Source organism: Paenibacillus sp. FSL H7-0690 (assembly GCF_037980415.1).
In the GTDB taxonomy this organism is placed as follows: Bacteria; Bacillota; Bacilli; order Paenibacillales; family Paenibacillaceae; genus Paenibacillus_AQ; species Paenibacillus_AQ odorifer.
The window spans coordinates 4737155-4751816 of record NZ_CP150281.1; the positions used below are offsets into that span (position 1 = coordinate 4737155).

15 protein-coding genes, 1 riboswitch and 1 other annotated feature are annotated in these 14662 nt (G+C 42.9%); of the genes, 9 read left to right on the top strand and 6 right to left on the bottom strand.

The genetic code is table 11. The features are described from left to right. Positions 1-85: 85 nt before the first annotated feature. Complete coding sequence (locus MHI32_RS20950; RefSeq protein WP_076141316.1) at positions 86-457, bottom strand: hypothetical protein; 372 nt, start codon at positions 455-457, stop codon at positions 86-88. A gap of 94 nt (positions 458-551) precedes the next feature. Between MHI32_RS20950 and MHI32_RS20955 the strand changes: the two genes are divergently transcribed. Further along, complete coding sequence (locus MHI32_RS20955) at positions 552-1448, top strand: polysaccharide deacetylase family protein (RefSeq protein ID WP_076179718.1); 897 nt, start codon at positions 552-554, stop codon at positions 1446-1448. Between the two features lie 149 nt (positions 1449-1597). Here the strand turns inward: MHI32_RS20955 and MHI32_RS20960 are convergent, their stop codons facing one another. The 3 genes from MHI32_RS20960 to MHI32_RS20970 are packed head-to-tail and all read right to left on the bottom strand — an operon-like array spanning position 1598 to position 3428. Next, the gene (locus MHI32_RS20960; RefSeq protein ID WP_339187841.1) at positions 1598-2440 is read right to left on the bottom strand and encodes a metallophosphoesterase; all 843 of its coding nucleotides are present in this window, start codon (positions 2438-2440) and stop codon (positions 1598-1600) included. Continuing rightward, a complete protein-coding gene (locus MHI32_RS20965; protein WP_038572439.1) occupies positions 2434-2838 on the bottom strand; it encodes a hypothetical protein in 405 nt (134 codons plus the stop codon). Before MHI32_RS20965 ends, MHI32_RS20960 begins: the two co-directional genes overlap by 7 nt. Further along, positions 2835-3428 carry a CPBP family intramembrane glutamic endopeptidase gene (locus MHI32_RS20970; protein WP_036676197.1) on the bottom strand — a complete coding sequence of 198 codons (594 nt, stop codon included), beginning with the start codon at positions 3426-3428 and terminating at the stop codon, positions 2835-2837. Before MHI32_RS20970 ends, MHI32_RS20965 begins: the two co-directional genes overlap by 4 nt. A 115-nt stretch (positions 3429-3543) precedes the next feature. Between MHI32_RS20970 and MHI32_RS20975 the strand changes: the two genes are divergently transcribed. Then, entirely contained in the window at positions 3544-4449 is a 906-nt protein-coding gene (locus MHI32_RS20975) for a hypothetical protein (protein ID WP_076127483.1), read from the top strand. A 110-nt stretch (positions 4450-4559) separates the two neighbouring features. Next, positions 4560-4790: a binding site (T-box leader), on the top strand. 243 nt (positions 4791-5033) lie between these two features. After that, a complete protein-coding gene (gene serA, locus MHI32_RS20980) occupies positions 5034-6626 on the top strand; it encodes a phosphoglycerate dehydrogenase (protein WP_036676193.1) in 1593 nt (530 codons plus the stop codon). 370 nt (positions 6627-6996) lie between these two features. On the opposite strand, the gene MHI32_RS20985 is transcribed toward serA, so the two are convergent. Continuing rightward, positions 6997-7830 carry an SDR family NAD(P)-dependent oxidoreductase gene (locus tag MHI32_RS20985; protein WP_076213553.1) on the bottom strand — a complete coding sequence of 278 codons (834 nt, stop codon included), beginning with the start codon at positions 7828-7830 and terminating at the stop codon, positions 6997-6999. Positions 7831-7989: 159 nt separating this feature from the next. Here MHI32_RS20985 and MHI32_RS20990 point away from each other — a divergent pair, with 159 nt between their 5' ends. From MHI32_RS20990 to MHI32_RS21015, 6 genes are all read left to right on the top strand, one after another. Further along, on the top strand, positions 7990-8946 hold the full coding sequence (locus tag MHI32_RS20990; RefSeq protein ID WP_340010751.1) for a YafY family protein: 957 nt from the start codon (positions 7990-7992) through the stop codon (positions 8944-8946). Between the two features lie 120 nt (positions 8947-9066). Next, a complete protein-coding gene (locus MHI32_RS20995; RefSeq protein ID WP_036676188.1) occupies positions 9067-10317 on the top strand; it encodes a HAMP domain-containing methyl-accepting chemotaxis protein in 1251 nt (416 codons plus the stop codon). A gap of 174 nt (positions 10318-10491) precedes the next feature. After that, positions 10492-10588, top strand: a riboswitch (cyclic di-GMP riboswitch). Positions 10589-10743: 155 nt separating this feature from the next. Next, on the top strand, positions 10744-12384 hold the full coding sequence (locus MHI32_RS21000; protein WP_340012756.1) for a thiamine pyrophosphate-binding protein: 1641 nt from the start codon (positions 10744-10746) through the stop codon (positions 12382-12384). Positions 12385-12394: 10 nt separating this feature from the next. Next, complete coding sequence (locus MHI32_RS21005; RefSeq protein WP_036676184.1) at positions 12395-12763, top strand: carboxymuconolactone decarboxylase family protein; 369 nt, start codon at positions 12395-12397, stop codon at positions 12761-12763. Between the two features lie 205 nt (positions 12764-12968). Further along, entirely contained in the window at positions 12969-13319 is a 351-nt protein-coding gene (locus tag MHI32_RS21010; protein ID WP_076127478.1) for a hypothetical protein, read from the top strand. A 54-nt stretch (positions 13320-13373) separates the two neighbouring features. Further along, entirely contained in the window at positions 13374-14366 is a 993-nt protein-coding gene (locus MHI32_RS21015; protein WP_076308400.1) for a ketoacyl-ACP synthase III, read from the top strand. Between the two features lie 76 nt (positions 14367-14442). Here the strand turns inward: MHI32_RS21015 and MHI32_RS21020 are convergent, their stop codons facing one another. Further along, positions 14443-14652 carry a DNA-binding protein gene (locus MHI32_RS21020; protein ID WP_339187845.1) on the bottom strand — a complete coding sequence of 70 codons (210 nt, stop codon included), beginning with the start codon at positions 14650-14652 and terminating at the stop codon, positions 14443-14445. Positions 14653-14662: the final 10 nt, after the last annotated feature.

Sequence of the window (14662 nt, forward strand, 5' to 3'; positions counted from 1 at the left end):
CCATTTTCAAGGCCCTGAATAATAAAAAAGAATCATTCTGCGGAATATTTCATCCCCAAAATGATTCTGATGGAGTCCTTTACGGTTACAATCCCGGTATGGTTGTATGCGTTTCTTTAAGAATCTGCTCTACTTCGCTCTTTACTTCAGGATTGCTGCGAATGAATTCCTTTAACAATTTAAGATTGGATTCCTTCGACTTCACTGGTGATTCAGTCTTATGCTCAGAGGTTGCGCTGCTTGAACCGTTACTTTGAGCATTACTGCTTGAAACAGCAGTGTTACCAAAACCAGTCGTGGCCATACCGATTATTTTTTCTTTTGCTTTATCTGCAGCCCCACTCATGGAACCACCCGATTGCCCTAGCGAAGACATTAAAGAATTCCGCTTTTTGGACATAATCATACTGGCTGCGGCGCCCATCAGCACCCCGCATAAAAATGACGAAGTATTCATATTTCCAGCCTCCTTGTATGGTAAAATCATGTTTAGTGTTCGCGGAAAGATTCCGGCTCATACAACCTAATAACAAGAAAGCGAGTTGAAAAAAGTGGGTAAAATGACATCAGTGCTCCTATTGGCTACCTTGCTGCTTACAGCCTGTGGCAACAGCGGTGCAAATGGAAATACAGCCAAGGAAACAAACACCACAAACAATCCGCCCACGGCGGCAGCTACACAAAGCGCAGAAACTACGGCGCCAGCACCTGAAGCAACAGCCAGTCCTACCCCTGAAGCAACAGCAGATGGAGGTACTACAGGAAATAGTACAGCCAGTAAGGGTGAAGCATCCGCTGAAATTCCACTGCTGTACCATATGAACAAAAATTACGACATCGTCCCTAATGAGGAAGCTACAAATAAAAAAGTGGTTCTGCTCACTTTTGACGACGGTCCTAAAGATGCTGCAATGATTAACCCTTTGATGGATATTCTGGACAAACATCAAGCTAAAGCCATCTTTTTCGTAAATGGTTATCGTGTTAAGGAGCATCCTGAGCTTCTGGAGTTAATACATAACCGCGGTGGAATTATCGGCAACCACAGCTGGGATCATATTGTATTGAAAGACAAGTCCTATACTGAGGTTAAAAAGCAAATCGAAGATGTTCAAAATATTGTCAAAGAAACATTGGGAGAAGCTCCTCACTTTTTCCGTCCGCCACATGGTGCCGGCGGGGATGTTGGCAAGAAGGTCGCGGCTGAGAATGGAATGTTATACATGACCTGGTCTGTAGGCTCACTTGACTGGGAAATGAAAGAAAAGGAAACGGGTAAGACAGAAAAATTGATCAGTAATGTTACCGATCAGCTGCATTCCGGCAGTAATATCCTGATGCATGAGCTACCATGGACCGTTGAGGGACTGGATACCTTGCTCACTACACTTGAGGGTAAAGGCTACAGCTTTGTTGATCCGCGCAGCATTGAGCTAAAAATGCGTTGATCTTCTCATCTTTACATGTCCGATAGTTGCTTCGTCAGTGCAATTGTTTTCGAATCAAACAAAAATAGAAGGGGGTTCCAAAAGCCATTTGCATGGCTTTGGAACCCCCTTTTTACGCTACCAGTTTTTCTTACTGGAAAGAGTAAGCACTATTGGGTTGATTTACGCAGTGTCAGCACATGCATTTCAGCAGGACTGCCCCAGCGAAGTGGCAGATGTGCTGTTCCAAACCCTCTGCTGATCAGCAGCAGGGCATTTTTTGCGGAACCGTCCCCTCTTGGCCAACTAAACTTTCCAGCGTCATATTTATGATAGAAATGCTCTACATGTCTTTGACCCACAAATGGAAGGATCACCTGCCCCCCATGCGTATGACCTGCGAGAATCAGGTCCGCTGGCACACTCTGGCGCTTGGATAACCAAAGCGGATCATGTACAAGAATAATACGACAGGTACCTTCAGCAGAAGTGTTTGTGGTTAATGGCGGAAAAGGACCGTATGGAGTTTTGCCCCCATTTTTCGGAAAATCAATTCCGGTTAACCAAAGTTTAGCTCCCTCACGTTCAAAAGCCACATTTTCATCCATTAACAGTTTTGCACCACTGTCCTGAATAATCTCATCTACCCTTGAAATATTAGCCCGGTAATCATGATTTCCATGCACTACATAGGTAGATGCAATAGAAGTAACTAGAGTCATATTATCGACAAGACGATTTAAAGGGCTATCTTTTTCCGTTAGATCTCCTCCCAGAAAGACAACATCTACCCCACCCTTTAATGGTGTCAGAAGCGCGGAAGGAAGGCGGCGGCGATGGATATCTGTTATAAACAAAATACGAAATCCATCGAACTCTTCAGGTAACGAATCTAGCATTATTTCCTCGGTAATAATTCTGTTTCTAAAAGCATTAATCACCATGATTATGACAACGGCCGCAGCTATCAATAGAATGACCAGAGCCATTCCCCATACCCATGTGCTCACCATAATGTACTCAGCGGAGGCGCTCCTTCAATTCCCCACCAAAGCAGCCCGATTAGCAAAATAACAAAGATAAAAATCAAAGAATTCACAAACATCTTGCTTAGACGAACTTTTTCTGAAGAATAAGTATCTGAACGAGAAGGAACAGATTCTTCGTCCTTCTCTTTACTTCCTGTGGAAGAGCGCTTTGCAGAACCTGCTGGGCGGCGAGCTTTTCTTGATAAAGTTGCCGTAGAAACCCGAGCGGTAGCATTTTTCTTTATAGGAGTAGACTTCTTTTCAGGAGTAGCCTTTTTTACAGCCTCCGAAGTCCGCTTCTCTTTTTTACTTTTGCCAGGATGTTTGCTTTCACTTTTGTGTTGTTTTTGTCGAGACTTTACCCGGCTTAATTCCTCACTCATGATTCCCTCCTATAGCGGATCACCAGACCTGAGATCAGGTCGATGAAGAAGTGACATAGTATAGGGGCCCAGAGGCTGCCCGATTGAATGTAAATATATCCAAGACCATAACTGCTTAAGAATACCCAGCCGGTAGGTACAAAGTGACGTAAATAACGGACATGAATAAGAGCAAATACTATACTCGTCCAATAAGGGCCAATGGAATATTGGATGGCTCCGCGGAATAAGAGCTCCTCACATACCGATACAATTGCTGCTATGACGATAATATGCCATACAGGGCGATTTCGAAATAAAAGGTCGTTTATTCCACCATCATCCATGCTTTCCTCAGGGACAATATGTGTCAATAAATAGTCAACAATTAGCATTGCAGCAGCAAGACCAAGGCCCCATGCCACAAAATGTACTTTTTCCGGAATAATTAATAGCTGAAAAGGATTTCTTTTCTGAAATAATATCCATATCAAACCGATAATTAATGTGAGCCCCTGAGTGATATAGAGATTGAGCAGCAGAAGACGGTCTGTCAACTGGCCTGGTTCTACCTTTTTAACCTTAATCTCGCCAAATTTGAATTTTTTCATCGTGACCTGCCTGTTCTTTATTTTTTTCGGGCCGCTCCGAGAGAGAAACCGTCCATAGTGTTGCTATCAATACATAATACATAGGATAATCCCCCCAGAAAAAGGAGCATTTATTATGAGCAAACGTAAGTCCCGCAATCAAATGTTATACACGCTAGTTTTTTTGTTTTTCTTAGTTTGCGCCTTCGCCGCATTTTTTACTGGCGTCAAGGTTGGCGCAGACAAAACTGAAGCCAAATATGACAATCAATCAAGCATGAATGGATTAGTAGAATTCACGGGCTCGTATCAACAGCAGGATCTTGTTACTTTCTATCATAACGTATTTTTGCCCTATCGGGAATTCAAGCGGAATTGGAACATTCAAGTAGATAAGTTAGCGCGCAGCACAGATGCTCGTATGAATGCGGCAGTAATGAAGAATCTAAGTATTCTAGCAGATCAGCAATATGAAAGAGTTAATCAAGATTCAATTTTTACTAACTCTCCTCTATTACATCAGTCACAGGTCAATGTTCTCAAAAGCTTAACTTTATTTTCTAAGGCCTCCGGCAAAGTCTCTACTAGTGCATCTGGTGCAGAGACAGCCAAGTTATTGAAAAATGATGAATTTACAACCGGCGCCGTGAAGTACGGTCTGTTAGCACAAAAGAACTTCTATGATTCTATGCTAAAATGGGGCTCTAAGACAAACCAGAAAATACCTTCTGCACCTGGCGAACTAAAAACGATGTCTTTCATCCAGTGGAAAAAAATGCCGCTTCTTTTGAAGAATGCTTCTATCGCTGACATGATGCTGAATCGCGGAATTTTTGCAGGTTATGATCCTCAGGACATCACTGCTAAAATAGACGATATGATTTACTCAGGCACTGCAAGCTCATTAAATCTTTCGGATATCCAGTCCTCAGTAACCTTGTTGATTTCTACAGGTGCTGTGCAGGAACAGGATTTTGTAAAATGGCGGGAACAGTATTATAACAGGGAGACACTTCCACAGCTTCCGTTCTTTTTTGAATAGAACCAGTTATTGAATCATAACGAAAAATGAAGTTCACTTCAAGAAACGCTGCTTGCAAAGCCTATTGACACAACTTGCATACCGTGTTACATTATGAAAAAATTAATCATTCAAAACCGATGATGGAACAAAGATCCTGGAAGTCTTCAGAGAGCCGGTGGTTGGTGCAAACCGGTGACGAACAGCTATCTTTAGCGCTCCTGAGATATTGTATCGAACCTTAAAGTAGGTACAATCGGATCAACTCCGTTAACAGTGTGGCCTATGCAGGCCAATGAGGCTGCTTCTTCCAAGTTGCAGTGAATTAGGGTGGTACCACGAAGATAACTCTCGTCCCTTACTACGGCAGTAGTATGGGGTTGGGAGTTTTTTTAATTCCCTAATCCCCCATAAATACTACCTTATGCCCAAAGTTACCGATTTCGCGGTACTCTTGCACGCTGTTTCTTTTGTGCGACACCGCGTTGATCTACTATTATTACATGTTTTTCTCTACTAGTTCGTGAACCTTCTGGTATTGTGGACTGCCCATCAGGGCGTCCTCGACATATAAAGCTTTTCAACTTTAAGGGGGATAAGAAACCATGTTTAAAGTATTAGTATCGGATCCAATCAGTGATTTGGGCATTCAGCAATTGATGGACGCAACAGATGTAGTTGTAGACAAAAAAACAGGTCTCAGTGAAGATGAGCTCGTTGCAATCATCGGTGAATATGATGGTCTACTCGTCCGCAGTCAAACTACAGTAACTGAAAAAATTATCGAAGCTGGAAAAAACTTAAAGGTCATTGGTCGTGCAGGTGTGGGTGTAGATAATATCAAGCTGGAAGCTGCTACTCAACGTGGGGTTGTTGTTATCAACGCTCCTGATGGAAATACCATTACAACTTGTGAGCATGCTTTTGCAATGATGATGGCTTTGGCCCGTCACATTCCACAAGCTTATGCAAAAACAATTGGTGGAACCTGGGATAGAAAAACCTTCGTGGGTGTAGAACTTCGCGGCAAAACTTTAGGTGTACTGGGAATGGGCAGAATCGGTAGCGAAGTGGCAAAACGTGCCAAAGCTTTCGGCATGGAAATCCTTGCTTTTGATCCTTTCTTAACTGCTGAGCGTGCGGAGAAACTGGAAGTAAAATTAGCTTCCGTTGACGATGTAGTCCGCGGAGCAGACTTCATTACTGTTCACACTCCACTTACTCCGGAAACACGCCATATGATTTCCCGCCCGCAATTTGAAGTGATGAAAAAGGGAATGCGCATCATCAACTGTGCCCGTGGTGGTGTAATTGATGAAATGGCGTTAGTAGAAGCTATTGATAGCGGTATTGTTGCTGGCGCTGCATTTGACGTATTCGAAAAAGAACCGCCACAAGCAGATCACCCATTCTTGTCGCATCCAAAAATTATCGTGACTCCTCACTTGGGCGCTTCTACAATTGAAGCTCAGGAGAATGTAGCGATCGATGTATCGGAACAAGTACTGCATATTCTGCGTAATGAACCGTTCATCAATGCTGTAAATATTCCTCCAGTTGCTCCAAGCGTAATGAACAAACTCCAGCCTTACTTCACACTTGGTGAGAAGCTGGGCAGCTTTGTTACCCAAATTACAGATAGTGCTATTCGTGAAATCCATGTTGAGTATGCGGGTGATCTGTCAGATGTCGATACCCAACCACTTACCCGCTATATTGTGAAAGGCGTGCTCTCCCGTCACTTCGCTGAGGATGTTAACATCGTTAACTCCATGCATTTGGCAAAAACACGCGACGTTAATGTAGTAATAACTAAAGCTTCCAAAACTAAAGGCTTCACTAATCTGATTACCGTGACCCTTAAAACAGATCACGACCAAGAACGTCTCGTAGCCGGAACATTGCTGCAAGGTTATGGAGAAAGAATTGTTCAAGTGAACAAGTTCCCGGTTGATATCGCTCCTGAAGGACATCAAATTGTAGTATCCCATAACGACAAACCAGGGATTATCGGACTTGTGGGCACATTGCTGGGCGAAAATGATGTCAACATCGCCTCCATGCAAGTGGGACGTAAAATCGTTGGTGGCGAAGCAATCATGCTGCTGACCGTTGATAAAGCTGTACCTACTCATGTGCTTGTGAAGCTTGCTGGCCTGCCAGAAATCAACACTGCCGAAGAAATCATTCTTCTGTAAGCAATACGATAGAAATCAAACAACAGAGCAGCGATCCTCCCCTTATAGGAGTTTCGCTGCTTTTGTTGTTGATCGTCGACCCGTTTCGGCTTCATTTACAATATCGAATCGAGTTCCCTAGTGGGGGCTTACGGACACCCTTGAGGTTACGGACCCAGATGACCCTATATGCAATAATTTCGCCTTTGAAGCAGGGTTTCTCCAGTGCCACTATTCCTCAAAAAGAGAGCTAAATCAGGTGTTTTGCCTATCAATAGCGTCTATGGGGACCGATAGCGTTCTTAATATACGAAAATGCTGCATTTAAGATCAGCTGTGTCCTACACTGCTTCGTACGCACAAATGGGATCAAACAGATCAAGTTTGCTGTTTAGACTAAGAATGCGGGAACAGTCCGACCATCGATGTCTGTAAATCCATACTTTTCAGCCAGCGTAGCAACCTGCTGCGGTTGTCCGGTCATAGACATGACCTTAGGATCGGCTGCTAGAGCAGCGGCTGCTCTACCGATATAGGTTGTGGATTCAGTCATCTGCAATGCTTCAACCTCATGCCAATGCTCCTCATCCGTGTTCATGCTCTCCAACACCGCCTCTGTCCTCATCCAGCCCGGAGTAAGCGGAATAACTGCAATGTTGTCCTCTTTAAGCTCATTCGATAACCCGTAGGCCATGCGGACTAGGGAGTTTTTAGAAAGATCATAATAGAAGTTTCCAAGATATTTGTAATGATCCCAAAAGGTTGTGTGGATGATTAGACCGCCAGCTTTTGCCTCACGCATTAATGGAATTGCATAATAATTTGTTATCAACTGTGCCCTCACACCCGCATTAAACATATTATCCCAATGCGCTGTAGGAAGCTCCCAGAAAGACTTCTGCTCAATAGGTAAATCGTTGCCGCCCCATACATTGTTGACTAAAATATCAAGCCGCCCTTGCTCTGAAGCAATCTGGCGAATGACCGCCTCTGTCTCCTGATCTTTTGTATGATCACATCGTATGGCGCTGCCGGACCCTCCCTCCGCTTTTATTTCCCTAAGTACGTTATCAATGCTCCGCTTGCTATGCTCTGTGCCAGAAGCCTCTGTCGTTCTGCCCGTAATATAAACGAATGCACCTTTCCTTGCCAGCTCCAATGCAATTCCTCTACCAGCACCTCTGCTGCCTCCGGTAACCAATGCTACTTTTCCTTTTAAAGTCATGTCCTCAATCCTTTCTACACTTGTTTTTCTCAAAATGTTCTGTATTTAATCCTTACCTTATATAAGTATAATTCTTTAATATGACATCAACTGACATATATAATATAATAATTAATTAAGAACTAACTAACATTTATTAGGAGGAGGAATGTTCCCTTAATGAGAGCCGATCGTTTGTTATCCATCTTACTTTTGCTGCAAAATCGTGGAAAGATGACGTCCCGTGAGCTAGCCCAGACCTTAGAAGTGTCTGAACGAACTGTGTTTAGAGATATGGAAGCCTTATGTACAGCAGGAATACCGATTCTTGCCGAACGGGGACGCGAAGGGGGTTGGATGCTCACAGAAGGATACCGAACCTCGTTAACGGGTATGAAGCCCTCAGAAATTGCTACTCTGCTGCTGTCCGCAGACTCCTCGATTTTAAAAGATCTGGGTATACAAAACGACTTCTCTTCTGCCGTGCTTAAGCTGGAGGCTGCTTCCCCATCCAGACCGAATAATCCAGCCAGTTACCTGAGCCAGCGCATTCATATAGATGGTGCCAGCTGGCACCCTTCCGACGAGACATATCCGTTCCTATCTGTCCTGCAGGAAGCTGTTTGGGAAGACCGTAAAGTGAAGATCACTTACCCACGGAATGACGAGATGAAGGAGCGTTTCATTGAACCTCTCGGGTTAGTCGCAAAACGTGGTGTTTGGTATGTAGTGGCACGAACCGAGGGTGAAATGCGGACTTTTCGCGTGTCAAGATTAATACAAGCTGAAGCAACTAATGAATCATTTGTCAGACCTGAGGCTTTTGATTTAAAAAGCTACTGGGAACAATCGACTTTAGCTTTTAAAGCAGCACTGCCAAAATATGTAGTGAAATTAAAGGTGAATGAGTCTATTCTTAAAGAATTACAACGTGAAAGATATGTAACTATAACTTTAGTAGAACCCTCTGCTAATACTGGGTGGATGAACGTGGAGGCCGAGTTTAATACTATAGAATCTGCCTGTCGTATCGTACTCTCTTTCTCTCCTTCAGTTATTGTTTTAGCTCCTACCGAACTAGTAGGGATGGTAAAGTCTGCTATTAAAACAATTTCCACAATATATGAGGAATTTTGACATGAATTCTAAATATCTACTACTTAAAGAAGATTTATGACACTTCTCTATAGACCAATGACCTATAAATCCCCTATAATAACACCATACATAAAATTTAATAAGGGGGACATTTTACCAATGAGCTGGATGCACAAACTTCCGTTAAAACAAAGAATTGTTGCCGGATGTTACCTCGTTGCCGCACTGTTTGCTATTCCTGTCTTAGTTACGTTAATGATTCTAGGTCAATTTCTCGTAGGAATTATACTAGTAGTTGTTCTTGCAGGTCTGACTTTACCTGTTGCTCGCTTTGTGGAGAGAACGCTTACATCATCTTTTGATGATATTGCTAATGTATCTCACAGTATTTCGAAGGGGGATTTCACTAGCAGAGCGGACGAAAATGGTTCAATGGGTGACGTAAGCCGCTCCTTTAACACAATGATTGATAAGCTCAAGAAGATTCTGACCGATGCATCGCAGATCACCCGTCAAGTAATGGATGCAAGCCGCGGAATCGAAGATAAGAACCAGAACCTGAAAATTGTCATGGCACAAGTAGCCTCTTCTTCTACTGAGCTCGCTCTTGGTGCAAATGAAATATCTACGGATATCGCTGATATGACAGAATCCATTAAAGACATTGAGACCAAAGTATCCAATTATACGAACTCCACCAAAGAAATGAACAGACGTTCAATACATACCTTAGAACTTGTTGAGCAAGGGCGCCAATCCGTAGATACACAGGCTGAAGGCATGCGTAAAAACATAGAGGCTACACAAAAAGTGGCTGACACTATTGAAGCTCTCTCACAAAATGCCCGCGGGATTACGATGATCACCAAGACCATCACAGAGATCGCTGAGCAGACCAACCTGCTGTCACTGAATGCCTCCATCGAAGCTGCTCGTGCCGGTGAGCATGGTCGGGGTTTTGCCGTTGTAGCTCAAGAGGTTCGCAAGCTTGCTGAGGAATCTACGGCATCCACAAAAGAAGTATTCGGCTTGGTCCGCAGCATTGAGTCAGATATTAAACAAGCCATCGATAATATCGCCATCAATGAAGAGGTTGTGCAGGTTCAGAATGAAATGATCACTCAATCTGCCCATATTTTCGCACAAATTGTACAAAGCGTGCAGTACATTACCGAGCAAATCTCTTCATTCTCTGCGGAGAGTGATCTTATGCTAGAAAGTGCCTTGAAAATTTCTAGTGCAATTGAGAATATCTCAGCAATCACCGAAGAAACCGCTGCTGGCACAGAAGAGGTATCGGCGGCTATGAATGAACAGATTAATGCCCTGCAGTCTGTTGCAGAAGAAACGGAAAAAATGACCCAGGCCGTATTTAATCTGCAAAAAACCATTCATATCTTTAAATTCTAGTTCAAAACTATCAACTGCCACCTAAGCTGAGTCTTAGGTGGCAGTTTTTTTCGCGAGGCAAAACTTCATCTCTTGGACAAGACTTTCGTCAAATTTCGAGTTTTTTTAGCGGATTATGTTGACAAAAATTAATGAGGAATATATTGTAAAGGAAAATTATTCTTATCAACTATAAATTAATATTGGCAAAATCCTCGAAAGAGGATGACGCAAAACCATGGATCTACAGCCTCATTTTTTCGTTTGAGGCCATGATTGCCAGGTTGCAGAGGAACCAGGACGGCTGAACTATTGTTCAGTCTTAGCGGCGCCTTATGCCACCAACCTGTGCTTACTATAGAGCACAGGTTTTTACTTTTTGAGTATATTGATCTATCGTATCTATTCGGTAGATTAATAACTAATATATATCAAAAAACTTGTGAGGTGTTTCTTTTGAAGACAGTCGCAGATTACATGGCGGAAGCACTACGTAACCTTGGAGTCACCCATTCTTTTGGGATCATTGGCAAATCCATTTGTCCAATAGTTCTAAAGATGGTGGATTACGGTATTGAATTTATTCCCGGCAGACATGAAGCAAGCTCCGGATTCGAAGCAGCAGGGTATGCGCTGAAAACGGGTAACCTAGGCGTAGCATTTGGTACTTCGGGTCCTGGGGGAACTAACCTGCTTACAGCAGCAGCACATGCGAAAGCTAACAACCTACCTGTCCTATTTATTACCGGCCACCAATCCATTACAGAGCTTGGAATTCCTCAATGTCAGGACTCCACCTCTTTTCTGGCTGATTTAGCTGATATGTTCAGACCTGCCACCTTGTTCAGTAAATTGGTTGAACGTGGGGATCACTTTGGTACTATTTTTAATCATGCGATTTCTGTGGCCCTGACCAAACGGGGTCCTGTTCATCTTTGTATTCCTTTTGATGTACAAACTGAAGTATTGGAAGAATGCAATATAGTAATCCCAGAAAGAGAATCTCTAATTAGTCAAGCTAATATCGATAGAGTCATCGATGCTATTCAAGCTGCTAAGAATCCTTTGATTATTGCGGGTAAAGGAATTAACCGCTCCGGAGCACATAAAGAGCTTGTTCAACTCGCAGAAACTTTTAATATTCCTGTAGTAACATCTCCAGGTGGAAAAGGGGCTATAGTCTGGGATCACCCACTCTATCATGGTCCTATTGGCGTTGGCGGTTCGACCCACGGGGACGATTTATTGAATAAAAGCGATTTATTTATAGTGCTTGGATCACGTTTAAGTGATATGACCATCTGTAATCTTAAACGGGAGAATCATCCAGCAACTTTAATTCAATTTGATATTGATCCAACCTTTGTCGGAAAAATACTATTGTCCAAAACGATACCGGTCACTGGGGACCTGCGCGATAATTTGGTGCACTGCCTAAATCATATTGACCCAAACACAATCACCAAACGTGAGGCTTTGGCCGATGCGGATTATTCAGAAGAGCTTCCAACCCTCAAGAATCTTTCCCTTGCTTCGGTAATGAGCACTTTAAGTGATTTGATCCCTTATAATAATTCAATTTTCGTTGATGATGGAAGTCATGGATTCCACGCTGCAAAATGGTACAAGGTTAAGAAACCGGGCAGCTTTGTTTTTGATGCGTATTTTGCTTGCATGGGTAATTCGATCGGCATGGCTATTGGTGCAAAAGTTGCTGCTCCTGAAGAAACTATCCTCTGCATTACAGGTGATGGTTGTTTCATGATGCTCGGCGCTGAGATTAACACCGCTGTCTGCAAAGATATCCCTGTCATCTTTATCGTGGTCAATAATAAGCAACTAGATATGGCTCTTAAGGGTATGGAGAAAACCACAGGTCGTATCGATGGAACTCTATATGAAGTACCAATGGACGCCGTAAAATTCGCTGAATCTCTAGGTGCTAAAGGCTACAAATGTGAGAATGCGGATGAATTCACAGCTGCAATTAAAGATGCGGTAGCTCTAAACCATGTTGCCGTTATTGAACTACTAACAGACCGTGATGAAGTCCCTCCGACTGCACACCGTACTTTGAACCTAAACTAGGAGGCTAACCATGAAGGAAAATATCAACAGTGGTCTCAACCACTTCACGAATCTATCAGGAGACTATGGCGCAAAAGCACTAGCTCCAATTAAAGACCACTTCCCTGACTTGGCTGAATTTATTATGGGGAATGCCTATGGCGATATTTTTCAACGTAATACTATAGCCCCTGACTGGAAGGAAATCGCAGTCATTTCATCTTTAATTTCAATGGGTCAATTCGAACAGTTGGGCGTTCATTATGTCATGGCCCTTCGTGTTGGAGTTACCGTAGAACAGCTTAAAGGTATTCTATTACACTTAGTACCCGTTATAGGGGCACCTAGAATCATCACAGCTTTTAATATCCTGCTTGCAACCATAGAAGAAATCCAATAACCCAACAGTTCGACAACAATATACAAAATTCGACTTTATTATTGCATACACTTGAAAAATATGCCTATAATAGAGTCGGAATATCCCATTACTTGCTGTATAGTGTCGAATTTTGACTTTTATAAAACAGCTAAATGGATATACATGGCTGGATATTGCAGTCGAACTGTTTTGGACAAATTCAATCTATGGGAGAGATTTAGGCATGGGAAGTTTCGTTTTGAAGACAGACACTACAAACAAGGTTATTAACATTGAGTTGGATGGAACATTTTCTGAAGAAGATGGTCTAAAATCTATTCAAGCTTATCAACAAACTATCAATCCAATTACTCCAGCTGACTATGAACTAAAAATCGACTGCAGAAAGCTAAATGTAACTGCACCAGATGTTGTACCTCTTTTAGAAAGCTGCTTTGTAATGTTTAAGAATGATGGATTTGTAAAAGTAAATCTAACGCTTGAAAATAACCCGATCCTCAAAATGCAGCTTTCCCGTCTTGGCCGTAAAGCTGGACTCGATAACATCGAGATCATTTCTGCGGTTACAGTCTAGATCTTTGAATCTTAATATGTAGGCCACATTTTACTGCTTTCCTGGAGGCGTATTATGACCGGAATTCGTATTAAAGGCATTGATATCTATCATCCCAGCAATATAGTTGGTAACGACTTTTTCATTAAGCATTTTGACGAAAAAGGCATTGATATTCGAGGTCTATTATCCGCATTAGGTCGTATTACACGGTATAGTATTAAGGATGCGGATGAGAATTCCCTTACGATGGCTTTTGAGGCTGCCAGGAATGTTCTGGAGAAAAGTAGTCTCACAGGTGCCGATATCGACCTTATTGCCTATGCAAGTCAAACTCCTGAGTATATCTTTCCTACCAACTCATTAATGATTCACCGTTTGATCAAAGGCGCATCCCATACAATCTGCATTGACAGCAATGCTAATTGTGCGGGTATGACGGCTTCTGTGGAACAGGTTAGCCGTCAAATGCAAGCGAATCCTAGGATTAAACGAGCGTTGGTCATCGGCTCCGATTATGTAACCCCTCATGCCGATAAGAATGATCCAGTCTACTACGCTAACTTCGGTGATGCAGCGGCGGCAGTCATTCTTGAACAAGCTGAGGATGTGGTCGGTTTCATTGACTCTATCTACCAAACGGATCCTTGTGTTTGCGATAATTCCAAATTCCCGTGCGCAGGCCTGGCTAAACTGGGTAAACAAGGTGTAGCGGCTGGAGAGTTTAATGTGAAGTTTATTCCTTTTGATGATTCCATTTGCATAGATGCTGCTTCTGAGTCTATTCGTACTCTACTGTCTAACAACAATATCGCGCCTGAAGCCATTAAAGCAGCCTGCTTCTCACAGTTTTCATTGCCTAATATCTTAGAGATGTGTAAGAAAGTCGGCATTGATCGCAATGTAGCGGTATACATAGGGGATGAATTCGGATATACCTCTACCAGCAGCCCATTTATTGCTCTACATAAAGCTGTAACTACTGGAAAGATCGAACGTGGTGATAAAGTCCTGTTCTGGACAGTGGGCGCCGGTTGGCAAAATGTAGCATTTGTTATTGAATATTAGGAGCTGTATAACAAAAAGCGGCAAGCTAGGGATTCACCTAAGCTTGCCGCTTTTTAATATAAATATGAACGCAACATCAGGACTTACTTGCAAAGGTGAGCCCCTTTTCCGCGAGAGCACTCCGTAATAGGACGATCGCCTTTGGCCCCAATCCATGTAGCTGCAGAAGCTCTCCTTCAGTAAGCTTGCTGAATTGTTGAAGCTGAACATATCCAGCCCCATGCAGGGCTCGAAGCGCCGGCTTAGATAGTCCGCCCGGCAGATCAGATTCGGTTCCGTTAACCATAGATATATAC